This window comes from Catenuloplanes indicus (assembly GCF_030813715.1).
Lineage (GTDB): Bacteria > Actinomycetota > Actinomycetes > Mycobacteriales > Micromonosporaceae > Catenuloplanes > Catenuloplanes indicus.
Genome location: NZ_JAUSUZ010000001.1, coordinates 2,051,038 through 2,078,028 on the forward strand (window position 1 = coordinate 2,051,038; position 26,991 = coordinate 2,078,028).

Genomic DNA, 26,991 nt, shown 5'->3' on the forward strand with positions numbered 1-26,991 from the left:
CATCACCGGACGTTTCCGCGCTCCTGGAGGCCTCACATGGCTCACGGAACCACCAGCCGCTCACTGTTGACCGCGATAATCCTGGCCGCCCTTGTCGCCACCACCGCGTGCAGCCCGCCCGGCGGCGACACCGGCAGCCCCGAACCGGGCACCAGCGCCGCACCCGCCACCGCGACCTGCGGCACCGCCCCGGTCACGCTCAAGGCGTACTTCGAGACCGGCTTCCCGCTGCCGAAGAGCCTGGCCGACGAGTTCACCAAGCAGTACCCCAACGTCACCTGGGACATCCGTGAGGACCAGTTCGCGGTGATCACCCAGAACGCGCCGCGCGTGCTGGCCGACGACCCGCCGGACCTGATGCGCCTGCCGCAGGTCTCCGAGCTGGTCAAGGACGGCCTGCTGAAGAATCTCGACGGCTACGCCCAGACGCTCGGCTGGACCGGCTGGCCCGGCTCCCAGCTGCAACAGATGCGGGTCGGCGCCGACGGCGAGCGCGGCGACGGGCCGCTCTACGCGATGGGCCTCAACTTCAGCATGACCGGCGTCTTCTACAACAAGAAGCTCGCCGCACAGATCGGCATGACCGAGCCACCGGCCACCCTCGCCGACTTCGACACCGCCCTCCAGAAGGCCAAGGACGCCGGCATCACCCCGATCAACCAGTTCAACGGCGGCGCCACCGGCGGTCTGGCCTTCCCGCTGCAGAACCTGATGGCGGCGTACGGTGACGCGGGCGCCATCAACAACTGGATCTTCCAGCGGTCCGGCGCCACCATCGACACCCCGACGAACCTGCAGGCCACCCAGCACCTGCAGCGGTGGATCACGTCGGGCTTCTTCGCCCCGGACGTCAACTCCCAGGACTACGCCACGATGATGAGCCGCTTCATCGAGGGCAAGAACCTGTTCATCTTCAACGGCGACTGGGAGTCCGGCAACCTCGACAAGCAGATGGCCGGCAACGTCGGCTTCTTCCTGATGCCCCCGGCGCAGGCGGGCGGCAAGCGGGCCGCGATGTCCGCACCGCTGACCTACGGCATCGGCAGCAAGGCCAAGAACGCCGACTGCGCCGCCTTCTTCCTGAACTGGGTCGCCACCGACCAGAAGGCCCGCGACATCGCGGTCACGGTCGGCGGCTCGCACCCGATGGGCCCGGCCGACGCCTACATGCCGGCCGTCCAGGAGGGCAGCGTCACCGCGGCCACCCTCGCCGCCGGCGCGGTCATCGGCCAGGACAACGGCGCGATGGACTTCATCGCCAACGCCACGGGCGCCATCTACGCCAAGAGCTGGACCCCGCAGCTGCAGAAGCTGGTGGCCGGCCAGCAGAACCCGGAAGCCCTGCTCGACGAGGTGCAGAAGGACTACGAAGACCAGGTCAAGAACTGATGTCGGCACAGGTCGAGGGGCGGCGCGCAGGGCGTGCGCGCCGCCCCCGGGCGATCTGGCTCGGCTGGCTGTTCGCCGCGCCGGCCATCATCATGTACGCGACGTTCGTCATCCGGCCGCTGCTGCTGACCGTTCAGTACTCGCTGTACGACTGGAACGGCATCGGCGCCTCGACCTGGGTGGGCCTGGACAACTACCGGAGGCTGCTCACCGACGAGGACCTGTTCTCCTCGATCGTCCACGCCTTCGAACTGATCGTCTTCTTCAGCGGCATCCCGGTGCTGCTCGGCCTGTTCGTGGCCGCCACCATCCGCGACATCGCGGCCAGCCGGCTGGCCGTGATCGCCCGGACCGTGCTGTTCCTGCCCCAGGTCATACCCCTGGTGGCCGCCGGCATCATGTGGAGCTGGCTGCTGTCCACCACCGGCACGGCCAACGAGCTGCTGTCCGCCGTCGGGCTCGGCGACCTCACCCGCGCCTGGCTCGGCGACTTCGACACCGCGCTGCCCGCCGTCGGCGTGATCGGCGCCTGGGTGCTGGTCGGCCTCTGCACCCTGCTGCTCCTGGCCGGGATGAGCAAGATCGACCCTGCACTGTACGAGGCCGCCCGGCTCGACGGCGCCGGCCCGGTCCGGGAATTTTTGTCGATCACCCTGCCCAGCCTCCGGCAGGAGATCGGGGTCTGCGTCACGGTGACCGTGATCGCGGCGCTGGCCAGTTTCGACATCGTCTACATCGCCACCCAGGGCGGTCCCGGCAACGCCACCATGGTGCCCGGCCTGGAGATCTACTACCTGGCCTTCTCCGAGCGCGAGGTCGGCATGGCGTCGGCCCTGGCCGTCACCCTCGTCGTCCTCGTCCTGGCCTGCGTCCTGCCCATCCAGCGCCTCACCCGGGACGGTTCGTGATGACCACCATGCTGCGGGAGAACCTCACCGGGCGGATCCTGCTCGTCCTGCTGATGGCGATCACCATCCTGCCGTTCGGCAGTCTGTTCGTCACCGCGCTGCACCCGTCCGGCACCTACCCGTCCGGGCTGTCCTGGCCGGACGATCCGCAGTGGGGCAACTTCCTCGACGCCTTCCAGGCTGCCGACATGGGCACCCTGCTGTACTCCAGCGTGCTCATCGTGGTCGGCGTGGTGCCCGCCTCACTGCTGTTCGGCACCATGGCGGGCTTCGCCTTCGGTCACCTCCGCATGCCCGGTCACCGCGCCGGCTTCCTGCTCTTCGTGCTCGGCCTGACCCTGCCGTTCGAGGGGATCATCACCCCGCTCTACTACCAGGTCCGCGACATGGGGCTGCTCAACACCCGATGGGCGATCATCCTGCCGCTCATCGGCCTGTTCATGCCCTTCTCCGTGCTCTGGATGCGGGCGCACTTCGTGACCATGCCCAGCGACCTCTCCGAGGCGGCCCGGGTCGACGGCGCGAGCACCTGGCAACTGTTCCGCCGGATCCACGTGCCGCTGGCCATGCCCGCGCTCTCGTCCCTGGCGATCCTGCTGTTCCTCTGGACCTGGAACCAGTTCCTGCTGGCCATCGTGCTCGTCGACGAGCCCGCGAAACGCACCATGGCCGGCGCCCTCGGCGCCTTCCAGGGGCAGTGGGGCACCGACATCCCGCTGCTGTGTGCCGGCGCCCTGCTGATCCTGGTGCCGACGCTCACCGTGTTCCTGATCTTCCAGCGCCGGTTCGTGGCGGCGCTGCTCCAGGGTTCGATCAAGGGCTGAGACATGCAATCACCACTCCTGATCGCCGGCGTCGGCCGGCGCGGCGGGCGCACCGCGATCCCGCGAACCACCGCCGAGGACGTGCCGGCGCGGTCCAGGATCACCGATCGGCGGCCGGCATGAATCCGGCGCAGTCCTACACCGACGACGAACGGCGCCACTTCCTGCGCTACACCCGGACCGCGAAGTGGCCGATGCTCCAGCGGTTCCCGATAGACGAGGACGGCCATCTCGGGTTGCTCGCCGGAATGCTGGCCACCGATCCGGGCACCGTCCGGTCGATGATCCACGACATGTGCGACGAGAACCGGGCCACCGCCGCGCGCATGCTCGCCGACGACCACTACCGCAGCGCCGTCACCGGTCTGCCGTTCCGGCCGGGCGACCGCGTCGTCGCGATCGGCGACTCGATCACCGCCGACCGTCTGGGCTGGTTCGAGTTGCTGGCCGCCTCGGTGGACCCGGCCGCGGCCACCCTGGTCAACCTCGGGGTCAGCGGGGACACCACGGCCGACGTCCTCGAACGTTTCGACACACTGGAGGCGGCCCGGCCCAGCCACGTGCTGCTGATGATCGGCACGAACGACGCCCGCCTCCACGGCCGTGCCCACGCGTACCGGATGGCGACCGTCACGGAGACCGCACGCAACCTGGCGTCCCTGATCGACCTCATCACCCACCAGCTCGGCGCCGCGATCACCGTGATCACACCGCCCGCGGTCGACCAGGACCGCATCGACGCCCATTTCGCCACCGCACCCGTGGGCTGGACCGCCGAAGCCGTGGCCGAGATCGCCGGCGTGATCCGCACGATCGCACCACACGCCATCGACCTGCACGAGGCCACCCGGTGCCACGCCCCGCCCGGATTCCTGGAGGCCGACGGCGTTCACCCGACCCCCACCGGCCACCAGCTCATCCTGCGCCAGATCCTCCGCCGTCTCGGCCGCTGCTGACCGTACGGCCGGCGGCGACGAACGACGCCTCGGCACCCGGACCACCGAGATGATCTGTTCCCTGCGACCCTGCTGACGGCCGGGTTGTTCCTACCGGCATGATGTGCCGCTGTGGAAACGTGTCCGCAGTGCGCCGCCGGCCTCGTCGCGCCCGGTGGCGGACCGCCGTGGTGCCCCGCCTGTGAGTGGAACCTCGACGCGTACGACGAGCGGCGGGTGCCGCAGCTCGGGTGGCGGGTGCTGGACCGGCGTGCGCACCGGCTCGCCTACCGGCTGACCATGGACCCGTCCCGGGCCGGCGGGCGCGCGCGGTGGCTGCTGCTGGCCGCGTCCGTGCTGCTCCTGGCCGTGATCGCGGGAATCGCCGGGCTCGGCGCCTGGATCGTCTACACGACCTGGCTCAGCTTCGCCACGGTGATAGGCGTGCTGTTGCTGCTCCTCGGGTACGTGTTGCGGCCGCGCCTGGGCCGGCTCGACCCGGACGCCGACCGCCTCGCACCGCAGAACGCGCCGGCGCTGTTCGCGCTGCTGCGCCGCGTCGCCGACGCCACCGGCGTGCCGATGCCGGACGTCGTCCTGGTGGACAGCCGGCTGAACGCCTCCGCGTCCGCGGTCGGGTTGCGGCGCACGAAGGTGCTGACCATCGGCCTGCCGCTGTGGGCGGTGCTCACGCCGCAGGAACGGGTCGCGCTGCTCGGGCACGAACTCGGCCACTTCGTCAACGGCGACGTCCGGCGCGGGCCGCTGACCGGCGTCGCCACCCGTACCCTCGGCGAACTGTCGTTGATGTTCCGCCCCGCGGCGCCGAGCGGCGGCTCGCTGCTCATGATGGCCGCGGACCTGCTCGCACGGGCGGTGCTGCGCGTCGCCCACTCGGGCACGGTCGCGGCGTACGTGCTGCTGGTCTGGCTGAGCATGCGGGACAGCCGGCACGCCGAGTACCTCGCGGACGACCTCGCGGTCCGCGCCGCCGGCACCGAGGCCGCGGTCTCCTTCTTCGACCTGCTGGCCCGGTCCGAGACGCTGGACATGTACGTGCGGCGGGACGCCCGCGCCGGGCTGTCCCCGGCGGCGGCACGGGCCTCCGTGGCGGCGCTGCGGACCGCGGACCCGGTCGTGCGGCAGCGCTCGATCCGCGAGGAGGTGTCGATGTTCGCCAGCCATCCGCCGTCCGGGCTGCGAGCACGCCGGATCGCCCAGCTTCCACCGGCGGCGCCCGCGGTGCTGCTCACGGACGCCGACGACATCGCGATCGACGCCGAACTGGACAAACGGTACGCCTCCGCCCGGCGCGAGATCGCGATCGGCGGCTGAACGGCCAGGACGCCGCGGCGGCGTCCTGGCCGTTCCACCGGGTGATGACGACGCCGGTCGCGCGGGCCTGCGCCGGCGGCGGGACAGGCCCGCGGTGTGGGTGGTCTTTCCGCCACGGGCCGGCGCGCAGGATGCGGCACGTCGGCTGTCGTCGTCGTGCAGTTCCTGGTCGCGACCCGGAACCGAGGTGACCGGGACGACTCGGCCGGCTCGCTCCAACGACCGACCATGACGGCCGGATGTCGCGAGCCCGGTGTTGTCGCCCGAACGGTGAACGGTGATTCACACTCACTCCTTCGGGCGGACTGTGCGGTGTGGAGGTGCGGGTTACCCTCACTCAGTCCATCCAGTTCGGTCACGGGGAGCGACGTGCACCTGTCACTGCGCACCGACGACCTCGACCAGGCGCGTGGCGCGGTCGTCGACGGCTACTACGGCTCACGGCTCGACGTGCTCGGCACGTCGGCACCGGTCGGCGCGGTGTTCGACCTGCTCATCAACAACGCCATGACGATCGGGCTGATGCGCTTCGGCGTGGACGTGCGCACCCGCACGCCCGAGCTCGGCTCGTACCACGTGAACCTGCCGCTGAACGGCAGCATGACCTGGGAACAGCCGCACGCCGGGCGGCGGACCGCCACCCCGCAGGAGGCCGCGGTCTACCGGCCGCGGGGCTACACGCTGGTCGACCGCTGGCCGGCCGGCACCCGGCTGCTCGCGGTCAAGGTCGACCGGGACACGATGGAGCGCACGCTCGGCCGGATGATCGGCCGCCCGGTCGAGGAGCAGATTCTGCTCGGCCCGGCGATGAACGTGGCCGACGGCCCCGGCCACACCTGGACCGGCCTGGTCCGGCTGCTCGCCACCCAGTCCCGCGGCCCGGACGGGCTCGCCGGCCATCCGCTGCTCGGCCCGCAGATCGCCGAGGCCGCGGTACGCGCGCTGCTGCTGTCCGTGGACCACCAGTTCGCCGGCCTGCTGCACGACCCGTTCAGCCGGCCCGCCACCTCGGCGTCGATCCAGCGGGCGCTGGACGCGATCCACGACGCGCCGGAGCTGCCGTGGACGCTCGGCGAGCTGGCCCGCCGGGCCCGGGTCAGCACCCGCACGCTGCAGCTGGGGTTCCGGCGGCACTGCGGCGCGACGCCGACCGCGTACCTGCGCGACGTCCGGCTCACCCGTGCCCACCTGGAGCTGCGCGTCTCCGACCCGGCCGCCACCCGGGTCACCGAGGTCGCCAGCCGGTGGGGTTTCGTGCACATGGGACGGTTCGCCGCCAGCTACCGCGCCCGGTACGGCTGCCAGCCCTCGGACACGCTGCACGGCGCCGGCCCGTAGACGGGCTCAGCCGGCGGCCAGTACCAGCTGCAGCTCGAAGCGGATCACCGGGTCGTCCAGGTCGTCGCCGAACGCGTCGCGCAGCCGGCCGAGACGGTAGCTGACCGTCTGCGGGTGCACGAACAGCTCCGCGGCCACGGCCGTGCGCGAGCCCCAGTGCCGCAGCCAGCTCTCCAGCGTGCGCAGCAGCTGGGCGCGACGGGCCTGGGTGAGCCCGTCCAGCGGTGCCAGCCGGCGGGCGCGCAGCGTGGACAGCGCGCCCGGCACGCCGCGCAGCACCAGCGCGGTCAGGTGGTCGTCGGCGAACACCGGGGCCGGGCCGGTGCCGGCCAGCGCGGCGGCCCGCTCGGTCAGCGCGACCGCCTCCGGCAGCACGGCCCAGGCGGCGGCCGGGCCGACCACGGCGTCCCGGCCGGTCAGCGCCTCGGTCAGGACCGCCCGCTCGGCGCGCGGGCCGGTCCGGATCAACAGCACCGCGTCGGCCGCGCGCTCGGCGACCAGGCCGTCCCCGCCGAACCGGAAGCGCACGTCCCGCGCGTGCTCCAGTGGGAACAGCACCGGCACCAGCGTGTCCAGCGCCGGCCAGCCGATCGCGGCGGCCGCGTCCCGTACCGTGGTGGTCTGCCCGCCGCCACGCAGCAGCAGGTCGGCGACCTGGCGTCGGCGGCGCTCCCCCTCACCGGCCTGTTCGCGCAGCTGGCGGGTCAGGCCGTCGGTGCAGGCCGCGGCCAGCTCGTCGACGTAGGCGCTGACCGCGTCGGTGAGGTCGATCAGCTCGTCGACGGTGACCGGCCGGAGTCCGGCGAGCGCTTCCGAGGCCAGGCGCAGCATCAGCCGGGACGCGGTGCGCAGCGCGCCGAGCAACAGCTCCGGGCCGCGGTTCTCGCGCGCCTCGGCCGCGCCGAGCGCCACGAACACCTCGCGGATCCGCGGCGGGAGTGCGGGCTCGTCCGTGCCGGCCAGGTCCGCGAACCGTTCCAGCGCGACCTGCACCGGGGCCCGCACGTCCCGGTCCAGGTACGTGCCGTCCGCGAACGCCGGTGTGGTGGCCGCGACCGCGTCCGTGATCGTGCGCGCGGCCGAGGGCAGCCGGGGGCGCATCGCGGCGGCCAGATCGGCGGGCAGGCGATGCCAGGGAGTGGCGTCCACCCCGGCATTTTGTCACCCGGTGATAAAGCACGGCGGATATGTTGCTGTCATCGGGACGGTGCACTGCCCTGCGTACCGGCGCGACCATGGGGTTGGACACGCCCGCCGACAGGCAAGGACCCGCGACTGTGAAACACCGGATGTCACGCCAGCACGTGGTCGACATGTGCCGGACCATGCTCGACCGGGGCTACCTGAAGGCCACCGAGGGCAACGTCTCGGTGCGCGTGCCGGGCCACGACCTCTACGCGGTCACGCCCAGCAACTACGACTACGACCGGATGCGCGTCGAGGACGTCTGCATCGTCGACTTCGCCGGCAAGCACGTGCCGGACCCGGGCGGCGCCGGCGGCCTGGTCCCGTCGATCGAGTGCGGCATGCACGCCAACGTCTACCGCGAGCGGCCGGACGTCAACGCGATCGTGCACACCCATCAGCCGTACGCGTCCGCGCTGGCGTTCCTGCGCAAGGAGATCCCGGCGCTGACCGACGAGCAGGTGCGCTTCCTCGGCAGGAAGGTCGCGATCATCGACTACGCGCCGTCCGGCACCGGCTTCCTCGCCAAGAACGTGCAGAAGAAGGTGGCCGGCGGCGACAACGCGTTCATCATCGCCAACCACGGCGTGGTCGCGCTCGGCACCGACCCGAGCCGTGCGGTGTTCAACATGGCGCTGCTGGAGAAGGTGTCGATCGCGTACCTCATGGCACTGGCCAGCGAGGCCGGCAAGGTCTACACGATCCCGGCGCCGATCCGGGAGATCGCGTTCGGCAAGCTGCGCAAGGACGAGAAACGGATCGCCGCGCAGATCACCGAGGCCGTCGAGCCGGTGCGGATCGCCGACGACGAGGAACCGCCCAGCGTCGCGCAGACACCGGCGAAGCACGACAGAGCCGGCTACATGATCAGTGAGTATCTCGACGTCGACGACACCATGCGCCGGCTGAAGGCACTGGTGGCGCAGCCGGTCCGCGGGCTGCGCCACGACGCCATGCTGGACGTGCTCAACTACTTCGAGACCAAGTGCACGGCCAGCAAGGAGATCACCGAACGGGCCAAGCGGCGCATCCCCGGCGGCGTGCAGCACAACCTGGCGTTCAACTACCCGTTCCCGCTGGCGATCGAGGCCGCGCACGGCGCACACCTGACCGACCGGGACGGCAACGTCTACATCGACTTCCTGCAGGCCGGTGGCCCGACCATCCTGGGCAGCAACTACGCGCCGGTCAACGAGCGCGTGGCCGAGGTGATCAAGGAGTCCGGGCCGGTCACCGGCCTGTTCCACGAGTACGAGCTGAAGCTCGCCGAGATCATCCACCGGTACATGCCGCACATCGAGATGTACCGCTCGCTCGGCTCCGGCACCGAGGCCGTGATGGCCGCGGTGCGCGCCGCACGCGCGCACACCGGCAAGAAGATGGTGATCAAGGTCGGTGGCGCCTACCACGGCTGGTCCGACACCATGGTCCTCGGCCTGCGCGTGCCCGGCACGTACCGGATGAACGCCAAGGGCATCCCGTTCGGCGCCACCGGCCGTACCCGCGAGGCCTTCCCGCATGATCTCGGCGTGCTCCGGCGCAAGCTGATCGAGAACCGGGTACGCGGCGGCACCGCCGCGGTCGTGGTCGAGCCGTTCGGGCCGGAGTCCGGCACCCGCCCGGTGCCCAAGGACTACAACGCCGCGGTACGCAAGCTCTGCGACGAGTTCGGTGCCCTGCTGATCTTCGACGAGGTGGTGACCGGCTTCCGGACCGGCCTCGGCGGCGCCGCCGGCTACTTCGGCGTCACCCCCGACCTGACCGTGTTCGGCAAGGCGGTCTCCGGCGGCTACCCGATGGCCGGTGGTGTCGGCGGCCGGGCCGACGTGATGGCCGTGTTCGGCTCCGGTCTGGACGGCAAGAGCGGCGCGCACATCCAGGTCGGCGGCACGCTCTCGGCGAACCCGCTGTCCTGCGCGGCCGGCTACTTCGCGATCGAGGAGATGGCCCGCACCGACGCTCCGGTGATCGCCGGGCGAGCCGGTGACCGGCTCACCCACGGGCTGCGCAAGCTCATCGACACGTACGGCCTGCCGTACGTCGCCTACAACCAGGGCTCGATCGTGCACCTGGAGTGCAGCGGCGTGATGCTGCTCGACATGCGCAACCCGGTCAAGCTGCTCAAGGAGAACAAGGCCCGCAAGCGCCTGATGGAGCAGATGGGCGCCGCCTACGCCGCACACGGCATCATCACGCTCGCCGGCTCCCGGATGTACACGTCGCTGGCCGACACCGACGACGTCATCGACGACGCGCTCGCCCGCTTCGACCAGGTCTTCGCGCAGGTCGAGGGGGTGTAGATGGCCGTACCGCCGCAGGTCCTCGCCATCGATCTCGGCACCTCCGGGATGAAGGCCGCGCTGGTCGCGGCGGACGGCACGATCACCGGCTGGGCCGACCGGCCGGTGCCGCTGCACGTGCTGCCCGGCGGCGGCGCCGAACAGGACCCGCACGCCTGGTGGGATGCGCTCGGCGAGGTCGTCGCGGACCTCGGCCGGGCGTTCCCGGAGCACCTGCGCGCGGTCACCACCATCTGCTCGTCGACCCAGGGCGAGGGCACTATCGCGGTCGACGCGTCCGGCGAGCCGCTGACCCGGTGCATCAGCTGGCTGGACATGCGCGGCGCCGAGCACCTGCGCCGGCAGTTCGGCGGCTTCCCCTCGTACGACGGGATGTCGGTGTTGAAGATCGCCCGCTGGCTGCGGCTGACCGGCGGCATGCCGTCCCCGACCGGCAAGGACCCGGCCGCGCACATGCTGCTCGTCCGGGACACCATGCCGGAGATCTACGCGAGGACGGCCGCGTTCCTGAACGTGCTCGACTGGATCAACCTCAAGCTGACCGGCCGGATCGTGGCGACCGTCGACTCGATCCTCACCTCCTGGGTCACCGACAACCGCGACCCGGCCGCGATCCGCTACTCCCCCGCGCTCGTCTCCGCCAGCGGCATCGACCGGGACAAGTTCCCGCCGATCGTCGCCTGCACCGAGGTGGTCGGCGACCTCTCCCCCCAGGCCGCAGACCACCTCGGGCTCCCCACGTCCGTACGGGTCGTCGCGGGTGCGATCGACAACACCGCGGCCGCGATCGGCGCCGGCACGGTCCGCGACGGCGACGCCCACCTCTACCTCGGCACGTCGTCCTGGATCGCCGCGCACGTACCGGCGAAGAAGACCGACGCGCTCACCGGCATCGCCGCGGTCCCGTGCGCGGTCCCCGGCCGCTACCTGATGACCGCGCTGCAGGCCACCGCCGGGGCGAACCTCACCTGGCTGCGCGACAAGATCGTCGAGTACGACGACCCGCTGGTCGCCGCGGGTCACGTCAGCCGCGACGAGAACCGGATCTTCGACGCGTTCGACACGATCATCCCCACCGTGCCGCCCGGCGCCGACGGCGTGCTCTACATGCCCTGGCTGTACGGCGAACGCGTCCCGGTGGACAACCCGCACCTGCGCGCCGGCTTCCTCAACATCTCGCTGCACACCTGCCGCTCCGACCTGCTCCGCGCGGTCTTCGAGGGCGTCGCGCTGAACACCCGCTGGATGGCCGGGCCGGTCGGCAGGTTCCTCGGCGCACCGCTGTCCACCATCGTCATCACCGGCGGCGCGGCCCGCTCCCGTTCCTGGTGCCAGATCTTCGCCGACGTCCTCGACATCGAGGTCCGCCGGGACGCCGCACCGGTCGCGGTGAACGCGCGCGGGGCCGGCTGGATCGGCGCGGTCGGCACCGGGCAGCTGTCGTTCGCCGACATCCCGGGGCTGGCCCGCAACGACGAGGTGTTCACCCCGGGGCCGCAGCGGGCGGCCTACGACCAGATCTTCGACACGTACGCGTACGCGTACCGGCGGCTCGCACCGCTCTACAAGAGACTCAACGGCCGGTAACCGTCCGGGTGATACCCCCCAATTCATGCCAGCGTCGGCGGTGACGCGCGGCGCGCGGGTGGCGGCCGGTGAGAATTCCGGGCATGACCATTCGGCGATACGCAGACATATCCGGCACGTCCTCGACCAAGGGCTCGTTGCGTCGGCGGGCCGTCACCGGCGTGCTGGGGGCGCTGCTGGTGGCGCTCCCGCTGTCCGCGTGCGCGAACGGCGGCGGCGTGGCCGGCGCGGGGCCGGGCACGCCGGTGCCGTCGACGGGGGCGTCCGCCTCGGGTGAGCGGATCGACGAGGCGACGCTGAAGGAATCGACGCTGACGCTGCCGGCCTGGACGAACACCGCGGCCGACTTCTGCCCGGCCGGGGAGTACACGTTCACCGACGGCCAGGCGCCGACCAAGGACACGATGACCGTGGACATCGAGGACGTCGCGTACGTCGACATCGACGCGGACGGCTCCGAGGAGACCGTGGCGATGCTCGTCTGCTACATCGGCCAGGCCGGTGAGTACCAGGTGATCGCGTTCGACCGGGACGGCACCGGCCCGATCGAGACGGTCGGCACCGTGGTCATGGCGAAGCTGATGGACGAGCCGGACGGCAGCATCGTCAACATGGACGGCATCCGCGCGGACGGCAACGCGGTCGCGGTCCGGGTCGGCGACCGGTACGTCTGCTGCGGCGGCGACCCCGACCTGATCAACTGGCAGTGGCGTTCGTACGGCTTCAGCAACGGCGCGTTCACCCAGGTCTCCGGCGACCGCGAGTTCCCGCCGAGCCGCTGACCGCGGCTGCGCGTCGCCGCCCGGGCGGGTGCGCCCGGGCGGCCCGGCTACGCCGCGGTGGCGGCCGCGATCGCCGACCGGAAGTCGGGGGTCGCCCCGATCTGCGCGAGCAGCACGTTCGCCGCGTTGTAGCAGTCGAATCGTTCGATTTTCCCGTCGCGGAGATACCACAGGTCCGCAGTCGGTACGTCGATACGGTTTCCGGTCGGCGGGATCTCACCGGCCGGGGTCGGGAACGCGCCGAGATGCGTTCCCTGAATGCGTAGTTCGACGGCCACGACGTCGCCGAGCGCATGCACCTCGAGAAGCTCACGGTGCACGTCGGGGAAGACGCCGGCGAACCCGGTCAGCGCCTGCGGGATCTGGTCGCCGCGGAAGGTCAGCGCATTCGGCATGTCGTTGAACGTCCCGTCCTCGGTGAACAGGTCGCGGAACCCGTTGCCGTCGAGAACGGCACCTTCCGCCAGCCGGTAAGCCTCGCGCACGACCTCTTCGTTGGTTCTCATGTCCGCTCCCTCGTCGATGCCCACCCGAACGACGCTAGCAAGTTTTTGACCGAATGGTCAATAACGTAAGGTTGCTCACATGGCCCGCCCCCGCAAGTTCGTCGAGCGTGATGTCGTCAGCAACGCCAGCGAGGTGTTCGCGGTGCACGGCCTCGCCGCCGCGACGCTGGACGACCTGGTACGGGCGACCGGGCTGGGGAAACAGAGCCTCTACAACGCGTTCGGCGGAAAGCGGGAACTGTTCCTCCGCGCGCTCTCCGAGGACCGGGAAGAGGCGACGCGCGCGGTCACCGAAGCGCTCGGACACGACGACGCGTCACCACTGGAACGCATTCGCGGCCACATGCTCTCGATGGCCATCGACTTCAGCAGCAGTGACCGGCGGGTCTCACTCGCCACGCGCGCACTGGTCGAATCGACCGGCGAGGAGGATCCACTGTCGACGGCCACGAAAGCCGGCATCGACGAGCTCGCCGGAGTCTACGCACAGTGCCTCGAACACGCGCGGGAGAACGGGGAACTGCCGGCGGACGCGAACGTGCAGTCGCTCGCGGTCTACTTCGTCGCCGTCACCCGGGGAATGGAACTGCTCGGCCGCGCCGGCGTCGGCCGCGCCACCCTCACCGCGGTCGCACTCGACGCACTCCGCACGCTGCACGGCCCGCGCACGAAGGACAGCGACTGACGCCGCTAACCTGTGCCGGTGATCCGCGGAGCGGTGTTCTTCGACGTCGACGGCACGCTGGTCCCTCACACCAGCAGCGGGCAGCACCTGGCCGATTTCCTCGGGCACGCGGCGGCCGTCCGCGAGGCCGAGGCCGGCTACGCCGCGGGCACCCTGACCAACGAGCAGGTCTGCGACCTTGACGGCCGCGGCTGGGCGTCCCGGACCCCCACCGAGGTTTGCGGGTTCCTCGCATCGCTGCCGCTGCTGGACGGCATCGCCGAGACCGTCGGCTGGTGCCGCCGCCACCGGCTGGCGCCGCCCCTGGCCACGATCGCCTGGGACGCCGTGGGCGCCTACCTCTGCGACCGCTTCGGCTTCGACCGCTAGTGCGGACCCCGCCTGGAGGTGAAGGACGGCCGCTACACCGGCCGCGTCGCCGCCTACTTCGACGAGATCGGCAAGCGCGACTTCGCGCTCGCCGCGGCAGCCGACCTCGGCGCGGACCCGAAGCACTGCGCCGCCATCGGCGACAGCCGCTCCGACCTGCCGCTGTTCGCCGAGGTCGGCCTGGCCGTCGCCGTCAACGCCACCGCGGCCGCGCGCGGCCGCCCACGAGTCCGTCGACGGGAACGATCTGCGCGCCGTGCTACCGGCCCTGCACGCATGGCTGGAGGGTGCGCCCTGACCGCTTCAGTCCTCGTCCGGCGCGTGGTCGTTGTCGGTGAAGACGTGGTCGTTGTCGGTGAAGACGTAGTCGTTGTCGGTGAAGAAGTCGTGCAGTGCCTCGGTGACGGTGCCGACGTCGGAGCGGAAGTGGCTCTCCTGCTGGCGCACGAGGAACCAGGCCATGAACCCGAGGAGCAGGCCGCCGGGCACGCCGATCAGCAGCGGGCCCGGGTGCACGCCGTCGAACACCACGCTCGCGGTCGAGCAGACCAGCAGCAGCACGGCCGGGACGCCCATCAGCCACGGCCAGATCAGCCCGGTGGAGACCTTGTGGACCGTGGCGACGAGCACCGGCCCGGCGCCGTCGTCGATGACCCGGCCGGTGACGCGGGCCGGCGTGAGGAGGTGGCCGGCCGGGCCGCGGCGCCCGGTCACCTGCCCGTCGTCGGTGACGTCGAGCTCCAGCACCCCGTACGGACTGTCGTGCTCCCGGATCCACTCGATCGCCTCCGCGACCGACCCGGCCCCGGGTATCCGCACGGTCACCTCATGCTGTCGCGCCACCGCTCGCCCCCACACCGATCGACAAGATCCACAGGGTACGGCACGAGCCCCGCCGCGGCTGGACCGGCGGACGTACGATGACGCGGAACTCATTGACCTGCGCAAGTACGTCCCGACGATTTCCAGCGGGTGATGCGATGACAGCGGCGAACGGCGGCCGGCGCACACGAGCACGACCGGGATGGCGAAGTCTCGGCTGGTGGAACTCGCTGGCCGGCATCTTCACCGCCGTCGCCACCCTGGCCGCGGTCGCGAGCGCGGTGGTGGCGACGCTCGCCTGGCTGGTGCCACGGCCGGCCGGTGACGGCTCCGCCGCCACGAGCGGGCAGGGCACCCGCGCCGGCGCGCTCGGAACGCTGCCCCGCACGCCGGTGCTGGGCCTGGAGTTCCACCAGGCCGGCGCCGCACGCGCGCTGACCGAGCAACGCGAACTCGTGCCCGGCGCACCCGCGCACCGCAACGATGTTCCGGTCATCCGGGTCGGGCTGGCACGGCAGCCGTTCGAGATGCTCTTCCCGAGGCAGTACTCACGCCCCGGCCTGCACATCTGCGCCTGGCGGGACTCGTCCATCTTCTCCGTCCACGACGGCGCGGATCGGGAGGACGTGCCGTTCTTCCGGTCCGGCACCGGGATGGCCGAGTACGAGTTCGGGAGCGGCACGCTCGAGCTGGGCAACGACCGCCACAACTACAAGGCCGGCAACCGGATCGCGCGCCATTCGGAGACGCTGGACAAGATCGATGTCGCGTACCTGCCGCACGACGGCGACGTCTACCTGACCGTCTTCATCGACATGAATCAAAACTACGTCATCGACTACAACGAGTACGAGTTCCTGCTGCTGGCCATGGAGTGACCGGTCAGAGCGGCGCGGTGGAGCCGGCGGCGAGGGCGTCGCGGACGCGGACGAGCGCGTCACGGATCATGGCGCCGTAATCGTCGCCGGGGAGCGCGTCCAGGGCCGCGGTGGTCTCGGCCAGGTGGTGGCGGGCCAGGTCGGGGTGCCCGGCCCGCCGGTGCACGTCGGCCAGGTTGAGGTGCAGCGTCGGCAGGAACGCCCGCGCCCGCCAGGTGTCGTCGTAGGCACGGGTCCGCTCGTCGGTGAGATCGGGGAACGCGGCCAGCGCCCGCTCGTCCCAGCGCAGCTCGTCGGCCACCGTGTCCTGGAGATCGGCGAGGTAGTGCGCGACGCTGCACCGGTGCAGCGGGTCGCCGGCGGAGTCCCACAGACCTTCCAGCACGGTACGGGCACCGGCCCGGTCACCCGCCACGCTCATCTCCTGAGCCCGCCGGATCTCGTCCATCACCACGTCGGTCACTGCCCGTCCTCCTGCATCACGTGTCGTCACGGCACCTGGGGACGAGCGTGGACCCTCGACCTGGTCGAGGGTCCAGCGCGTGGAGAGACGTGGTCAGCTCATCGGCGTGACGTCCGGGGCCGGGCGGCCACTGGGCTCGCTCGTGCCGCCGCCCGGGTCGTCCTCGGACGGGTCGGAACGGTCGCGTTCGGGCGTGTCGGTGAGGTCGATGGGGCGTTCGATGTCGGGCATTCCGTTCGGATCCGGAACCGTGGTCATGGCATCCTCCTGATCTCGCTCCCCGTCCGCGTACCCCCGGTAACGCACACCATGCGGCCGTTCTCGTCGATGGACGGCCGCGGTGGTGGTCAGTCGAGGTACCAGACACGTGCAGCTCGTGGCCGAACGCGGTGTGCATGACGACCACGACGGCGACGGCGAGCGCGGTCAGGACCGCGAGCGCGGCGGCGGGCAGTGCGGGCCGCGGCCAGCAGGTAGTCGCGGCGGACGGCCCGGTCCGCGGACAGTGTCAGCAGGTCGGCGGCCCACTCGCCGCGCTGGCGGTCGCGGAACCCGGCGGGCAGCAGCAGGCCGAGTGCCCAGAGCCAGCGCCGGTCGGCGGCGCGCAGGGCCGCGCGGGCGTCGCTCACCACGCGAATCCCTCCCGCACCTGCCGGGTGCCGCGGCGGCGCCGCGCGGCCCGGGACCACTGCGCGGCCTCGGCGACGCCGTCCGCGGTCAGCCGGTAGTAGCGGCGTCGGGGGCGGCCCTCGACGTGCGGGTCGATGTCGTCGTCGCGGCTGGTCAGCCAGCCCGCGTTCTCGAACGCGACCAGGATCGGGTAGATCGTGCCGGGTTCGAGGCCGGCGCGCTGGGCGAGCTCCAGGCCGTACCGCTCCCGGGCCGGGTCGTCGAGGAACGCCTGCACGGCGAGCAGCCGTGGCGTGGTCATCCGCAGAGCCGTGGCAGAACTCTATATAGCTAGTCTTTGTTCTGCATAGGGTCCAGTTGTGCGGTCAGCCGGGCCAGGCCGTCCCGGATCAGGTCGCCGTAGTCATCGTCGCCGAGCGCGCCGATCCGGGCCCGGGCCTGGTCGAGGTGCGCGCGGGCGGCGCCGAGTTCGCCGAGCCGGCGGTGGCAGTCGGCGAGGTTGAGGTGCAGCGACGGATACAGCCCGGCGACGGTCAGCGGCACGCCGGCCCGCGCCAGCCGGTCGTCGGTCAGCTCCGCGACCGCGGCCAGCGCGCGCTCGTCCCAGAGCAGTTCCTGCCGTACGTCGTCCTGCACGTCGGCCATCGAGTGCGCCAGCACGCAGACGTGCAGCGGATCGGCCCGCTCACCACCGATGTCCGCCCAGACCCGCGCGAACATCTCCCGGGCCTCGTCCCGCCGCCCCTGGCCGTGATGCAGAGCCACGGCCTCGCCGATCCGCGTCATCGTAGGATCACCGGTCATGTGCAACACCTCCTCCGCGGGCATCGAACCATGGACACCTCGCGTGGTGGGGGCGGCGCCCGAACCCACGATGCAACCGGCAGGGAGGAGCGTCGGCGACGACCGGCGCCCCATGCCACCTGGCTTAAGTTGATCACGGAATCTGACCTGGGTTTCACGAAGCACCCCACCGCGTCTGCTCCCTGCCCGCGGTACCGCACGGGACGGCATCTGCACCGGCCAGGGACTCGCGGCCCAACCGGGTCCGCTTCAAGATCAAAATAGGCCGGGTGGCATGCGGCGCCGGCACTCCTCCCTGCCAGCCTGTGGGCGCAAGCCCTCCACCGTCATCGCTTTGCGCTGCTTACCTGACCACCCGCCCTACCCAAACACCCACATTTGCCTTGCATCCGCTCACTTCCTGACAACCAGCCGAAATGCCTCGCAACCGCGCAAGGCCCCACCCCCTACGGCGCACAGCACGCCCCGCTCCGGAGACTCGGCCCGCGCGGAGACTCGGCCCGCGCGGAGACCCGACCCGGCCCGGAGGCGCGGCCCGGCCCGGAGGCGCGGCCCGGCCCGGAGGCGCAGCCCGGCCCGGAGGCGCAGCCCGGCCCGGAGGCGCAGCCCGGCCCGGAGGCGCAGCCCGGCCCGGAGGCGCAGCCCGGCCCGGAGGCGCAGCCCGGCCCGGAGGCGCAGCCCGGCCCGGAGGCGCAGCCCGGCCCGGAGGCGCGGCCCGGATACCCGATCCGGCCGGAGTGCCGATTCGGCACGGAGGTACGGCCCGGCCCGGAGGCGCGACCCGGTCCGGCGCGGGAGCGCCGGGCACCACACGAACGCGCGAAGCGCAGCGTCGGGCCGCGCTGCGCGGCGCGGCGCAGTGGCTGCCTCGGAGCGCGTGCGAAGCCCGCGTCCGAAATATCGCCATATCTCGCGCCGCCGCCGAGCGTCCGTGTCCGCGGGAATCCCACCCGCCCGGCTGAGTGATCAATCAGTGGTACAAAATGGCGATCAACTTCGATATTTGATCTCCTTTTCGCACCACTGATTGATCACTCAGCGCTGGCGGCGTCGCCTTCGCGCCGGGGCGGCGGAGAACCGCCGGACGCCTCACCCCCCGATATCGCGATATTTCGGGCATGGGGTGCGGCGGCCACCGGCTCGGTGGTGCGGTGCGAGATCTGCACGCCGCTGCCGGCTGCCTCGATCCAGCGTGTGCCGGGTGAGCAGCGTCGGCACGCCGCGAAGCGGCCACCCCCACACCTCGGTCTTCGATCCACACGGATGGAAGATGATCCCGGGCATGTGACCCGCCTGCGGCGGCGAGCGAAGCGCACGGCCTGCACCGCCGGCGTCGGCCCGGGACCGGTCGCGTGCGAAGCACGTGGATCGCGGGCGGTGCGGGTGTGCACTGCCGGTGTCGAGGCGGGACCGGCAGGCAGGAGCGCCAGCGACGACCGGTACCCCATGCCACTCAGCTTAAGTTGATCACGGTCCTGACCTGGGGTTCACAAAGCACCCCACCGCGTCCGCTCCCCGCCCGCCGCACCGCACGAGACGGCATCTGCGCCGGCGAGGGACTCGCGGCTCACCAGGTCCGCATCAAGATCAAAACAAGCTGAGCGGCATTGGACCGGCGCCCGCGGGAGCACGCCCGGCGCAACCACGCCGGAAGCGGGAAAGGACCGTGCTCCCGCGAAGCGGGGTGGTCAGTGCTCGCGCAGGTGGGCGAGGGCCGCGATGAGGCGGTCCTCGATGTCGGCGGGCCAGGGGAAGGCGGCGGTGACGGCGCGCTGGTGGGCGAGGCCGTGCAGGCCGAGCCAGAGCGCGATCGCGTCGGCCGCGGGATCGGTGCCGGTGGAGAGACCGGCGGCGGCGCAGTCGGCGAGCGCACCGGCGATCAGGGCCAGGCTGTCCGCGCCGAGCGTGGCCAGGTCCTTCTCGGTGACCGAGGACTCGCCGAGCGCCGGGACCCAGAGGCCGCCGAACATCGTGCGGTAGCGCTGCGGGTGGGTGCGCGCGAAGTGCAGATAGGCGGCGCAGATCGCGCGCAGGCGGCCGCGCGGGTCTCCGGCGGCCGGCGCTGCCGCGCGCAGTGCCGCGTCCAGCTCGGCGAACGCGCTGCGGACCACGGCCAGCATGATGGCCGGCTGGTCCGGAAAGTGCGGATAGATCGACGGTGCCGCGATGCCGGCGCGGCGGGCGATCGAGCGGAGCGTGAGCGCGCGTTCGTCGCCGGTCTCGTCGAGCAGGTCCACGGCCGCTTTGACGATCTCGTCGCGCAGCAGTCCGCCCTGGCCGCGGCGGTTACGGGAGCGGGCGGGGGCCTCGGTGTCGGTCATGTGCCCAGCCTAACTTACGGCCGTTACCTTGCATGCGTTAGCTTACGTGTGTAAGCATATCGGCATGGAGGCACTCATGAACGCCACGCACACCGTCACCGAGATCGTCATGCCCGGCCCGGTCGAGCCGGACGGGCTGCAGGTCCGCACCCGGCCGATGCCGGAACCGGCCGCCGGGCACGCGCTGCTGCGGATGGACGCGACCGGCGTCAGCTTCGCCGAGCAGCAGATGCGCCGCGGCAAGTACTACGACCAGCCCGCGTTCCCGTTCGTCCCCGGCTACGACGTGGTCGGCACCGTGATCGCGGTCGGCGCCGGCGTGGACCCCGCGATGATCGGCCACCGGTTCGCCGCGATCACCAAGATCGGCTCCTGGGCCAGCCACCTGGAGCTGCACGCCGGAGACCTGGTCGGCATCCCGGACGGGGTGGATCCGGCCGCGGCCGAGACCGTGGTGGTCAACGGCCTCACCGCCTGGCAGATGCTGCACCGTACGGCCAAGGTCCGGCGCGGCGGCACGATCGTGGTCCTGGGCGCCAACGGCGGTGTCGGCACCACGCTGGTGCAGCTGGCCCGGCACGCCGGCATCACCGTGATCGGCACCGCGTCGCCGCGCCACCACGACATGCTCCGTGCGCTCGGCGTCACGCCGGTCGACTACCGCGACCCGGCGATGTACGACCGGATCCGCGAGGCCGCACCGGACGGCGTGGACGCGGTGTTCGACCACGTCGGCGGCCCCGGTCTGGAGCGCTCCTGGCAGCTGCTGCGGCACGGCGGGACGCTGGTCTCGTACGGTACCGCGGCCACCAAGGACGAGGCGGGCAACTCGCAGCTGCCGGTGCTGAAGCTGTTCGGCCGGCTCGCGCTGTGGAACTACGCCCCGAACGGCCGCGGCGCACACTTCTACAACCTGTGGGCCGGGCACCGGAACATCTCCGCGTACCGGGCCCGGATGCGCGAGGACCTCACCGCGGTGCTGCGCCTGCTCGCCGACGGCGTGCTCACCCCGCAGATCGCGGCGCGTTTCCCGCTCTCCGAGGCACCGGCCGCGCTCGCGCTCGCGGAGTCGCGCACGGTGGCCGGCAAGGTCGTGCTGGTCCCGGACGCGGCCTGAGCCGTGCACCGGCCGGCCGCACCCCGCACCGGCGCGGCCGGGCGGGACTGCCCGCGAGCGTCAGCGCCGTCAGCGCGTCCGGTCCCGGCCGGGCGGAGCCTGCTGAAGGCGGGCGGCCAGGCCGTCGGCCGCCCCGGCGGTGAGCCGGTCGCGCAGGTCCGTGGACAGGTGCAGAACCACCCGGCCGGCCGCGCCGCCGGCCCGGACGAGCGCGACCGCGCTGTCCGGGTCACCGTCCGGCACGCAGGGCAGCGGATCGATGCTCATCACAGGGCCTCCCGGTCCGGTCACGAGTCGACGGCCTCCTCGGCCTCGGCACAGGCGGTGATGCCCATCTCCAGCGCGGTACCGAGATCGTCGTCGTCATCCCGGCGCAGCGCGTCGAAGATCTCCTGCGCGCGCCGCATGCACGGCAGCAGCGCGTCGCGTTCACCGGTGATCTCGGAGAGCTGGTCCTCGGTGTTGTTCAGCCGCGCGTCGAGGTCGTCGGCGCGGCTCTCGGTCTCGGTGATCGTGGTGTCCCGGTCGCGCAGCAGCGCCTCGGTCGCGTTGTGCCGGCGGCGCTCGTTGACATACAGGCCGAGCCCGATCCCGGCGAGCACGAGCAGCAGCAGGCAGACCACGCCGAGCACCAGCGTGGTGACCGGCAACTGCTGGCGTGCCGGTGGCGGCGTGGAATAGGCGGGACCGGCCGGCGCGGGATACGGCTGACCCTCCGGCCCGTACTGCGGGTACGACATGACGCCCCTTTCGGCTCTGCTGCGAGCGTATTGACCATGGGGAGTACGCGGTGATGGTCGTTCGACCACCATCGCCATCGACGGGGATACGATGTGCGCGTGCCGGGCGCGGTGGAGCAGAGGCTTCTCGACCAAGGGGTGACATACGCGCTCGGGTTGCGGATCGTCGTGATCGGACTGTCCAGTTCGGTCAGTCTGGCGCTCGCCGCGATGCCCGACCGGGCGGTGGCGGCCGTCATGGTGACCGCGTTCAACGTGTGGAGCCTGCTCTACGCCCTCGTCATGGTGCGCGGCGGCGCACGTGCGCGTCAATGGCTGCCGGTCGCGGACGTGGCGGCGGTCTGCGGCATCTGCCTGAGCATGTCCTGGACCGTCACCCCGGATCCGCGCGGTGGCGCCACCTGGGTGCTGATCGCGCTGAACATGGTCGTGGTCACCTACCCGTGGCAGATCGGCGGCCGGGCGCTGGCCGTGGCGACCGCGGTGATCATCACGGTCTACTACGCCGGTGCGACGCTCGCCGATCCGGGCGGCTGGCTCGCCGATCCCACGCTCGGGCCGTGGACCGCGGCCGAGGCCGCGCTCTCCTTCGGCCTGTACCGGTTCGTCCGGCGCAGCGCCCGTACCTCGGACCGGATCATCGCCCGGACCGCCGGCCTGCGCCGGGCCGCGGAGATCGCGGCCGCGCGCCGGTCCGGCGAGCGGGAGTACCTGGCGGCACTGCACGACACCGCGGCGGCCACGCTGCTGATGGTCGGCGAGGGTGTGGTCGCCCGCCCGGAGCCGTGGCTGTCCGCGCAGGCCCGGCGGGACCTGGCCGAGCTGCACCGGTCCAGCGGCGCGCACGGCGAGGCCGACCTGATCCCGCTGCTGCGCGAGACGGTCCGGCACACGGCGCTGCGGGTCCGGTGGAGCGTGCCGGCCGCGGTGACGCTGCCGGCCGCGGACGCGGTCTCGCTCAGCCGCGGCGTGCGCGAGGCGCTGACCAACGTGGCCCGGCACGCGGGCACGGACACCGCCGAGATCCGGATACGTGACGACGGCGCGCTGGTCACGGCCGAGATCGTGGACACCGGCCGCGGCTTCGACCCGGCTCGGATCGACGCGGACCGCTACGGGCTGACCCGGTCGCTGATCGAGCGGATGACACGCACCGGCGGCCGCGCCCGGATCGACAGCCGCCCCGGCCACGGCACCACGGTCACGCTGACCTGCCCACGTCCGGCCGAGGACGACCGCGGCGACCGGGAGGTGATCACCGCGTCGTTCCAGCGGGGCCTGCGCTGGGCCGCGATCAGCATCACGCTGGCCGTCCTGACGCTGCTCGACCTGCCCCGGCTGCTGGCCGCCGGCGCCGCGTACACCGCGCTCTGGCCACAGCTGCTGGCCTGGTCCGGGCTGGTCGCGGTGACGCTCGTGGTGGCGGTCGCGACCTGGCGGGACCGGCCACCCGGCCGGTGGCGGTGGGCGCTGGTGGCGCTGGTGTTCGCGCTGTCCGCGCTGGCCACCGCGACGGTGCGCCCGGAGTTCCGGCTCGGCGCCGCGCACTGGTCCGAGGGTGACGCGGGCTGGCCGATCGTGCTGCTGCTGATGGGCGGGCGCGTCGGCGTGCTGATCGCCGTGTTGGCCGCGCAGTACCTGATGACGTTCGGGCAGGCCGCGCTGGCCGGGGAGGCCGCGCTGAGCGTCGCCGGTGCGATCAGCGCCACCTGGGCCGTGCTGTCCTACCAGCTGGCGATCGCGATGATCGCGGCGGTGCTGCGCGGCATGGCGGGCAGCACCGCGCGGGCGGTGCGCGCGGCCGAACGGGTGCGTACGTCCGAGGCGGTCGCCCGGCACCTGCACGCCGACCGCACCGGCCGGATCGCCGCGCTGGCGGCCACGGCCGTACCGTTGCTGGCGGGTCTGGCCTCTGCGGAGCTGGACCCCGGCGACCCGGATGTGCGGCGGGCCTGCGCGGCCGAGGCGGCCCGGATGCGGCGGCTGATCGCCTCTGACGACGCCCACCCGGACGCGCTCGCCCACGAGCTGCGCGCGGCCGTCGAGCAGGCCGAGCGCGACGGCGTCGCGGTGACGTTCGCGGCGCACGGCACCCGCCCGGACCTGCCGCCCGGGGTACGCCGCCGGCTGGCGGCACCGGCCATCGCCGCGCTCGCCACCGCGACCGGCCGGGCCCGGCTCACCGTCACCAGCACCGGCGACACCGTCACCGTCAGCGTGGTCGCGGCCTGCGCGCCACCGCCACCGGCCGCGGACGGCGACGGCGTCCGGCGGTCCGTGCTGGCCGACGGTGATCGACTGTGGATACAGGCGTCCTGGCAGGGAGAACGATGATCACTGCGGTCGTGGTGGACGATCACCCGGTCGTCATCGCCGGGGTGCGGTCCTGGTGCGCGACGGCCGAGACGCCGATCGAGGTGGTCGCGGCCGGGCCGACCGTGGCCGCCGCGTGGCTGCCGCCGGGCGACCGCGCCGGCGTCGTCGTCCTCGATCTGCAGCTCGACCCGTCCGGCCCGGCCTACGGCGACCTGAAACGCCTGGTCGACGCGGGACGGCAGGTCGTGGTCTACAGCATGCGCGCGGACCGGGAGACCGCGCTGACCGCGCTGGACATCGGCGCGTTCACCTACCTGACCAAGGCTGAGGGCGAGGAGCACCTGGTCGCGGCGATCGTCGCGGCCGCGCGCAACACGCCGTACACGCCGCCGACGCTGTCCGGTGCGTTCGGCACGGACGACCGGCCGCACCGGCCGCGGCTGTCCCCGCGCGAGCACCAGATCCTGATCGAGTGGTTCCACTCCGAGTCCAAGGAGATGGTCGCGCGCCGCCTGGACATCACCGTCCACCGGGTCAACTCCGGCCTGGAGCGGGTCCGGGTGAAGTACGCCAACGTCGGCCGGGAGGCGCCGACCAAGGCCGCGCTCGTCGCCCGCGCGCTCCAGGACGGCCTGATCACGACCGACGAGCTGTGACGATTTCACGCACCGACAAGATCAAATTCGCCCGGTGTACGTACGGTGCCGTCAGCATGGCCGCGACCTCGATCGCCCGCCAGCTGGAGTCAATTCATGATCGTCAGCCGCCGCACGCTGCTGCGCGCCACCGCCGCCGGCCTCGCCGCCCCGACCGCGGCCGGACTGCTCACCGGCTCACCCGCGTCGGCCGCGGCCACACTGCCCGGCGTCGAGTCGTTCGTGGCGACCTACAAGACCAACGTCAGCACCGACCTGACCGTGGCCGGCAACGCCGCGGTACGCATCCTCTCCGGCATGCGGCGGCTGTGGCGCACCGGCGCGGAGTGGAACACCGGCACGGTCCTCGACCACGCGGTACTGCGCGCCAACATCCGCCACGTCGCGAAGGTCACCCGGGCCCGCACGCCGCAGCAGGCCGCCCGCGCGTTCATCCAGGACCGGCAGCACCAGAGCTACGCCGCGGCCGCCGGGCTCGGCCCGCTCACCGCGCTCTACCGGGAGGGCGCGCTCGCGGTCACCGGCATCACCACCGCGCCGGACGGCACGCCGCCCACCAAGATCGACGACGCGGTCCCGGCCGGTGCCCCCGCCGGTGCGGCGCTCGGCGCGGGCTCCGTCACGTCCGCGCTCGGCGCGGTCGTCACGCTGGTCAACACACTGCGCGGCCCGTTCTCCTCCGGCAACCCGGCCAAGACCGCCTACCAGTACCCGCGGCCATGGCGGATGACCGAGTCCAACCGGGTCGTCGACACCGGCACGGTCGACGCGCTCGGCTACCCGGTGTACGACTCGCCGGTCACGGTCGCGGCGCAGCTGCTCCGCCAGCGCAGCACCACCCCGGCCGAGGACGGCGGCCTGCCCAGCGGGCACACCAACGCGTTCCACCTGGCCGCGCTCGCCTACGCGTACGCGATCCCGGAACGCTTCCAGGAACTCATCACCGCGGCGCTGGACCTCAGCGACACTCGCATCGTCTCCGGCATGCACTCCCCGATCGACGTGATCGGCGGCCGGATCCTGGCCACCGCGCTCGCCGCCGCGATCCTCAACGACCCGGCTAACGCGCAGCTCAAGGCGCAGGCCCGGGAGCAGGCTCGGACCTACCTGACCGCGCGGGCCGGCGGCGACCTGTTCGCGTTCGCGCACAACGGCACCGGCGACGACTACCGCGACCGGGCCGCGAACGCCCGGCTGGCACTGCCGAAGCTGACCTACGACCTGCCGCGGACCGGCGCGCGCGGCGTGCCGATGATGGTCCCGGCCGGGGCGGAGGTGCTGTTGGAGACGCGCCTGCCGTACCTGACCGCGGAACAGCGCCGTGAGGTCCTGCGCACCACGGCGCTGGAGTCCGGTCACCCACTGCTGGACGGCCCGGAGTTCTGGGGACGGCTCAACCTGTTCGCCGCCGCGGACGGCTACGGCGCGTTCGACCGTACCGTGCAGGTGGTCATGGACGCGGCGGCCGGCGGTTTCGCGGCCGCGGACACCTGGCGCAACGACATCGGCGGCCGCGGCGGCCTGGTCAAGTCCGGCTCCGGCACACTCACGCTGACCGGCGGCAACGACTACCGCGGCGGCACCCGGCTGCGCGCGGGCACGCTGGTCGCGGGCACGGTCGACGCGCTCGGCCGCGGCGACGTCGAGGTGACCGGCGGCGAACTGCGGGTGCCGGGCGCGCTGCGGGTACGCGGCCGCTACGACCAGCGGGCCGGTGCGCTCGCGGTCACGGCCCCGGCGCGCGGCGCGGCCGTCACGGTGGAGGACGAGGCGGTACTGGCCGGCACGCTGACCGTGGACGGCCGCGGCGGCGAGGCCACCGTGCTGCGGGCGCGGCGGGTGCGTGGCCGCTTCGCCAGGGTCGTCGCCACCGGCGGCCGCCGCGCCACGGTCACCTACACCCGCACCGAGGTCCGGATCCGCCTGCACGGCTGACCACCCGGCGTGCCCACGCCCCGTCGTGGGCACGCCGCGTCATCGCCTGGTGGCGACGCCGGCTCCGGCGGCACCGAGGCGCCGATGCACCTGTCGTGATGTCCCGGGCGCGGCGTGCCCGGACGCCGGCCTTCCGCACGTATGAGCGGCCGGAGTGGCATGGGCC

General features: G+C 72.4%; 27 protein-coding genes. 16 read left to right on the forward strand and 11 right to left on the reverse strand.

Features of this window, described 5'->3' with window-relative positions:
- Positions 1 to 36 precede the first annotated feature (36 nt).
- From J2S42_RS09345 to J2S42_RS09370, 6 genes are all read left to right on the forward strand, one after another.
- Complete coding sequence (locus J2S42_RS09345) at positions 37 to 1,389, forward strand: ABC transporter substrate-binding protein (protein ID WP_307237599.1); 1,353 nt, start codon at positions 37 to 39, stop codon at positions 1,387 to 1,389.
- The gene (locus J2S42_RS09350; RefSeq protein WP_307237601.1) at positions 1,389 to 2,297 is read left to right on the forward strand and encodes a carbohydrate ABC transporter permease; all 909 of its coding nucleotides are present in this window, start codon (positions 1,389 to 1,391) and stop codon (positions 2,295 to 2,297) included. Before J2S42_RS09345 ends, J2S42_RS09350 begins: the two co-directional genes overlap by 1 nt.
- Positions 2,297 to 3,121, forward strand: coding sequence for a carbohydrate ABC transporter permease (locus J2S42_RS09355; RefSeq protein ID WP_307237603.1), 825 nt, complete (start codon positions 2,297 to 2,299; stop codon positions 3,119 to 3,121). Before J2S42_RS09350 ends, J2S42_RS09355 begins: the two co-directional genes overlap by 1 nt.
- Before the next feature lie 119 nt (positions 3,122 to 3,240).
- Positions 3,241 to 4,077, forward strand: a complete 837-nt coding sequence (locus tag J2S42_RS09360) for an SGNH/GDSL hydrolase family protein (RefSeq protein WP_307237606.1) — start codon at positions 3,241 to 3,243, stop codon at positions 4,075 to 4,077.
- A gap of 111 nt (positions 4,078 to 4,188) precedes the next feature.
- Positions 4,189 to 5,391, forward strand: a complete 1,203-nt coding sequence (locus J2S42_RS09365) for a M48 family metallopeptidase (RefSeq protein WP_307237608.1) — start codon at positions 4,189 to 4,191, stop codon at positions 5,389 to 5,391.
- A 369-nt stretch (positions 5,392 to 5,760) separates the two neighbouring features.
- Entirely contained in the window at positions 5,761 to 6,729 is a 969-nt protein-coding gene (locus J2S42_RS09370; protein WP_307237611.1) for an AraC family transcriptional regulator, read from the forward strand.
- A gap of 6 nt (positions 6,730 to 6,735) precedes the next feature.
- On the opposite strand, the gene J2S42_RS09375 is transcribed toward J2S42_RS09370, so the two are convergent.
- Positions 6,736 to 7,878: a PucR family transcriptional regulator gene (locus J2S42_RS09375; RefSeq protein WP_307237614.1), complete on the reverse strand. Its 1,143-nt coding sequence runs from the start codon at positions 7,876 to 7,878 to the stop codon at positions 6,736 to 6,738.
- A 140-nt stretch (positions 7,879 to 8,018) separates the two neighbouring features.
- Between J2S42_RS09375 and J2S42_RS09380 the strand changes: the two genes are divergently transcribed.
- The 3 genes from J2S42_RS09380 (at position 8,019) to J2S42_RS09390 (ending at position 12,583) form a co-directional block, all read left to right on the forward strand.
- A complete protein-coding gene (locus J2S42_RS09380) occupies positions 8,019 to 10,214 on the forward strand; it encodes an aminotransferase class III-fold pyridoxal phosphate-dependent enzyme (protein WP_307237616.1) in 2,196 nt (731 codons plus the stop codon).
- On the forward strand, positions 10,215 to 11,801 hold the full coding sequence (locus tag J2S42_RS09385) for a xylulokinase (protein ID WP_307237618.1): 1,587 nt from the start codon (positions 10,215 to 10,217) through the stop codon (positions 11,799 to 11,801).
- A gap of 83 nt (positions 11,802 to 11,884) precedes the next feature.
- Complete coding sequence (locus J2S42_RS09390; protein WP_307237620.1) at positions 11,885 to 12,583, forward strand: hypothetical protein; 699 nt, start codon at positions 11,885 to 11,887, stop codon at positions 12,581 to 12,583.
- A gap of 47 nt (positions 12,584 to 12,630) precedes the next feature.
- Here the strand turns inward: J2S42_RS09390 and J2S42_RS09395 are convergent, their stop codons facing one another.
- Complete coding sequence (locus J2S42_RS09395) at positions 12,631 to 13,113, reverse strand: ester cyclase (protein WP_307237622.1); 483 nt, start codon at positions 13,111 to 13,113, stop codon at positions 12,631 to 12,633.
- Between the two features lie 55 nt (positions 13,114 to 13,168).
- Between J2S42_RS09395 and J2S42_RS09400 the strand changes: the two genes are divergently transcribed.
- Both J2S42_RS09400 and J2S42_RS09405 read left to right on the forward strand, forming a co-directional pair.
- Complete coding sequence (locus J2S42_RS09400) at positions 13,169 to 13,774, forward strand: TetR/AcrR family transcriptional regulator (protein WP_307237624.1); 606 nt, start codon at positions 13,169 to 13,171, stop codon at positions 13,772 to 13,774.
- Positions 13,775 to 13,792: 18 nt separating this feature from the next.
- Positions 13,793 to 14,143: an HAD family hydrolase gene (locus tag J2S42_RS09405; protein ID WP_307237626.1), complete on the forward strand. Its 351-nt coding sequence runs from the start codon at positions 13,793 to 13,795 to the stop codon at positions 14,141 to 14,143.
- A 303-nt stretch (positions 14,144 to 14,446) separates the two neighbouring features.
- Here J2S42_RS09405 and J2S42_RS09410 read toward each other — a convergent pair whose 3' ends face one another.
- Positions 14,447 to 14,986 (reverse strand): hypothetical protein, encoded by a 540-nt coding sequence (locus J2S42_RS09410; protein ID WP_307237628.1) that lies wholly within the window; start codon positions 14,984 to 14,986, stop codon positions 14,447 to 14,449.
- Between the two features lie 137 nt (positions 14,987 to 15,123).
- On the opposite strand from J2S42_RS09410, the gene J2S42_RS09415 reads away from it, so the two are divergent.
- Entirely contained in the window at positions 15,124 to 15,843 is a 720-nt protein-coding gene (locus J2S42_RS09415; RefSeq protein ID WP_307237629.1) for a hypothetical protein, read from the forward strand.
- Positions 15,844 to 15,847: 4 nt separating this feature from the next.
- Here the strand turns inward: J2S42_RS09415 and J2S42_RS09420 are convergent, their stop codons facing one another.
- From J2S42_RS09420 to J2S42_RS09445, 6 genes are all read right to left on the reverse strand, one after another.
- Positions 15,848 to 16,291 carry a hypothetical protein gene (locus J2S42_RS09420; RefSeq protein ID WP_307248670.1) on the reverse strand — a complete coding sequence of 148 codons (444 nt, stop codon included), beginning with the start codon at positions 16,289 to 16,291 and terminating at the stop codon, positions 15,848 to 15,850.
- Between the two features lie 108 nt (positions 16,292 to 16,399).
- Complete coding sequence (locus tag J2S42_RS09425) at positions 16,400 to 16,564, reverse strand: hypothetical protein (RefSeq protein WP_307237631.1); 165 nt, start codon at positions 16,562 to 16,564, stop codon at positions 16,400 to 16,402.
- An 89-nt stretch (positions 16,565 to 16,653) separates the two neighbouring features.
- Positions 16,654 to 16,935 (reverse strand): hypothetical protein, encoded by a 282-nt coding sequence (locus J2S42_RS09430; protein ID WP_307237633.1) that lies wholly within the window; start codon positions 16,933 to 16,935, stop codon positions 16,654 to 16,656.
- Positions 16,932 to 17,237: a PadR family transcriptional regulator gene (locus J2S42_RS09435; protein WP_307237635.1), complete on the reverse strand. Its 306-nt coding sequence runs from the start codon at positions 17,235 to 17,237 to the stop codon at positions 16,932 to 16,934. Before J2S42_RS09435 ends, J2S42_RS09430 begins: the two co-directional genes overlap by 4 nt.
- 29 nt (positions 17,238 to 17,266) lie before the next feature.
- The gene (locus J2S42_RS09440) at positions 17,267 to 17,740 is read right to left on the reverse strand and encodes a hypothetical protein (protein ID WP_307237637.1); all 474 of its coding nucleotides are present in this window, start codon (positions 17,738 to 17,740) and stop codon (positions 17,267 to 17,269) included.
- A 1,688-nt stretch (positions 17,741 to 19,428) separates the two neighbouring features.
- The gene (locus tag J2S42_RS09445) at positions 19,429 to 20,061 is read right to left on the reverse strand and encodes a TetR/AcrR family transcriptional regulator (RefSeq protein ID WP_307237639.1); all 633 of its coding nucleotides are present in this window, start codon (positions 20,059 to 20,061) and stop codon (positions 19,429 to 19,431) included.
- A gap of 64 nt (positions 20,062 to 20,125) precedes the next feature.
- Here J2S42_RS09445 and J2S42_RS09450 point away from each other — a divergent pair, with 64 nt between their 5' ends.
- On the forward strand, positions 20,126 to 21,178 hold the full coding sequence (locus tag J2S42_RS09450) for a medium chain dehydrogenase/reductase family protein (protein ID WP_307237641.1): 1,053 nt from the start codon (positions 20,126 to 20,128) through the stop codon (positions 21,176 to 21,178).
- Between the two features lie 69 nt (positions 21,179 to 21,247).
- Here the strand turns inward: J2S42_RS09450 and J2S42_RS09455 are convergent, their stop codons facing one another.
- The gene (locus tag J2S42_RS09455) at positions 21,248 to 21,445 is read right to left on the reverse strand and encodes a hypothetical protein (RefSeq protein ID WP_307237643.1); all 198 of its coding nucleotides are present in this window, start codon (positions 21,443 to 21,445) and stop codon (positions 21,248 to 21,250) included.
- A gap of 20 nt (positions 21,446 to 21,465) precedes the next feature.
- On the reverse strand, positions 21,466 to 21,918 hold the full coding sequence (locus J2S42_RS09460) for a hypothetical protein (RefSeq protein ID WP_307237645.1): 453 nt from the start codon (positions 21,916 to 21,918) through the stop codon (positions 21,466 to 21,468).
- A gap of 99 nt (positions 21,919 to 22,017) precedes the next feature.
- Here J2S42_RS09460 and J2S42_RS09465 point away from each other — a divergent pair, with 99 nt between their 5' ends.
- From J2S42_RS09465 to J2S42_RS09475, 3 genes are all read left to right on the forward strand, one after another.
- Entirely contained in the window at positions 22,018 to 24,252 is a 2,235-nt protein-coding gene (locus tag J2S42_RS09465) for a sensor histidine kinase (protein ID WP_307237647.1), read from the forward strand.
- The gene (locus J2S42_RS09470; RefSeq protein ID WP_307237649.1) at positions 24,249 to 24,890 is read left to right on the forward strand and encodes a response regulator; all 642 of its coding nucleotides are present in this window, start codon (positions 24,249 to 24,251) and stop codon (positions 24,888 to 24,890) included. The genes J2S42_RS09465 and J2S42_RS09470 overlap by 4 nt, the downstream gene beginning before the upstream one ends.
- A 96-nt stretch (positions 24,891 to 24,986) precedes the next feature.
- On the forward strand, positions 24,987 to 26,825 hold the full coding sequence (locus J2S42_RS09475) for a phosphatase PAP2 family protein (RefSeq protein ID WP_307237651.1): 1,839 nt from the start codon (positions 24,987 to 24,989) through the stop codon (positions 26,823 to 26,825).
- The last annotated feature ends 166 nt before the right edge of the window (positions 26,826 to 26,991 follow it).

What these genes read in the sequence shown, in the direction of transcription:
- J2S42_RS09475 (WP_307237651.1), top strand. Translation starts at nt 24,987, where the DNA reads ATGATCGTCAGCCGCCGCACGCTGCTGCGCGCCACCGCCGCCGGCCTC.
- J2S42_RS09435 (WP_307237635.1), bottom strand. Translation starts at nt 17,237, where the DNA reads ATGACCACGCCACGGCTGCTCGCCGTGCAGGCGTTCCTCGACGACCCG.
- J2S42_RS09425 (WP_307237631.1), bottom strand. Translation starts at nt 16,564, where the DNA reads ATGACCACGGTTCCGGATCCGAACGGAATGCCCGACATCGAACGCCCC.
- J2S42_RS09445 (WP_307237639.1), bottom strand. Translation starts at nt 20,061, where the DNA reads ATGACCGACACCGAGGCCCCCGCCCGCTCCCGTAACCGCCGCGGCCAG.
- J2S42_RS09455 (WP_307237643.1), bottom strand. Translation starts at nt 21,445, where the DNA reads ATGAGCATCGATCCGCTGCCCTGCGTGCCGGACGGTGACCCGGACAGC.
- J2S42_RS09460 (WP_307237645.1), bottom strand. Translation starts at nt 21,918, where the DNA reads ATGTCGTACCCGCAGTACGGGCCGGAGGGTCAGCCGTATCCCGCGCCG.
- J2S42_RS09350 (WP_307237601.1), top strand. Translation starts at nt 1,389, where the DNA reads ATGTCGGCACAGGTCGAGGGGCGGCGCGCAGGGCGTGCGCGCCGCCCC.
- J2S42_RS09360 (WP_307237606.1), top strand. Translation starts at nt 3,241, where the DNA reads ATGAATCCGGCGCAGTCCTACACCGACGACGAACGGCGCCACTTCCTG.
- J2S42_RS09385 (WP_307237618.1), top strand. Translation starts at nt 10,215, where the DNA reads ATGGCCGTACCGCCGCAGGTCCTCGCCATCGATCTCGGCACCTCCGGG.
- J2S42_RS09420 (WP_307248670.1), bottom strand. Translation starts at nt 16,291, where the DNA reads ATGGACGAGATCCGGCGGGCTCAGGAGATGAGCGTGGCGGGTGACCGG.
- J2S42_RS09380 (WP_307237616.1), top strand. Translation starts at nt 8,019, where the DNA reads ATGTCACGCCAGCACGTGGTCGACATGTGCCGGACCATGCTCGACCGG.
- J2S42_RS09355 (WP_307237603.1), top strand. Translation starts at nt 2,297, where the DNA reads ATGACCACCATGCTGCGGGAGAACCTCACCGGGCGGATCCTGCTCGTC.
- J2S42_RS09400 (WP_307237624.1), top strand. Translation starts at nt 13,169, where the DNA reads ATGGCCCGCCCCCGCAAGTTCGTCGAGCGTGATGTCGTCAGCAACGCC.
- J2S42_RS09440 (WP_307237637.1), bottom strand. Translation starts at nt 17,740, where the DNA reads ATGACCGGTGATCCTACGATGACGCGGATCGGCGAGGCCGTGGCTCTG.
- J2S42_RS09470 (WP_307237649.1), top strand. Translation starts at nt 24,249, where the DNA reads ATGATCACTGCGGTCGTGGTGGACGATCACCCGGTCGTCATCGCCGGG.
- J2S42_RS09450 (WP_307237641.1), top strand. Translation starts at nt 20,126, where the DNA reads ATGGAGGCACTCATGAACGCCACGCACACCGTCACCGAGATCGTCATG.
- J2S42_RS09415 (WP_307237629.1), top strand. Translation starts at nt 15,124, where the DNA reads ATGACAGCGGCGAACGGCGGCCGGCGCACACGAGCACGACCGGGATGG.
- J2S42_RS09390 (WP_307237620.1), top strand. Translation starts at nt 11,885, where the DNA reads ATGACCATTCGGCGATACGCAGACATATCCGGCACGTCCTCGACCAAG.
- J2S42_RS09345 (WP_307237599.1), top strand. Translation starts at nt 37, where the DNA reads ATGGCTCACGGAACCACCAGCCGCTCACTGTTGACCGCGATAATCCTG.